Annotated in this window: 1 protein-coding gene; it reads right to left on the reverse strand. The window is 35.0% G+C overall.

Annotated features, from left to right (window positions below):
- Positions 1-267 precede the first annotated feature (267 nt).
- Entirely contained in the window at positions 268-609 is a 342-nt protein-coding gene (locus tag H5084_RS19280; protein ID WP_182692238.1) for a DUF3316 domain-containing protein, read from the reverse strand.
- Positions 610-705: the final 96 nt, after the last annotated feature.

Consider the following 705-nt stretch of genomic DNA (forward strand, 5'->3'; position numbering starts at 1 on the left):
GCTTTATCTGTGAAGGCATCAGTGCTGAATGTTTTGTCTGAATGCACAACTTGTGATGCTGCAAAAACGCTTGAACTGATTAATAATGTTGCTGCTAGTGCTGATACTGTGGTTAATTTTTTCATTGTAGTGCCCCTAATAATTTGTTTATAAGCTATCTATTTATAAGCTTTATGTTGTTGTCGCTACCTATTGGCGTTCGCGACTTACGCTATTTTCTATTCTTTGTTTTTTTCGTGCTTTTTTGTTTCTATTTTGAAGCGTTGATTAGTTATCACTTCTTAAAGCTTTGTAGTTGTAATCTACATTGACAATAGCGCGGTATTCTACTTGTCCACGTGTTTGTGCAAATTCTTCAATTGATATGCGAGTATCTTTAATTTTTAAGTCTTTAGTTGGTGTTGTGGAGATAAGAACCAACTCGTGACGTAATTTGTTTTCAGGTAACTGTTTAAGTTGGTTTACGTAATTAAAACCAGCTTCATAAGCTGCTGCTTTATTTGTGAATGCATCAGTGCTGAAGTTTTTGTCAGAATGAACGACTTGTGTACCAGCAAAAACGCTTGAGCTGATAAGTAGGGTTGCTGCTAGAGTTGTTAATTTTTTCATTTTGAATACCTTAAATAATTTGTTGATACATATTTGTATTGAATGAGTGGTTAATGCGTTACCGCTGTTTCCTCACTCGATGTAGCTATTATGCCT

This window comes from Psychromonas sp. SR45-3 (assembly GCF_014163575.1).
Taxonomy (GTDB): domain Bacteria; phylum Pseudomonadota; class Gammaproteobacteria; order Enterobacterales; family Psychromonadaceae; genus Psychromonas; species Psychromonas arctica.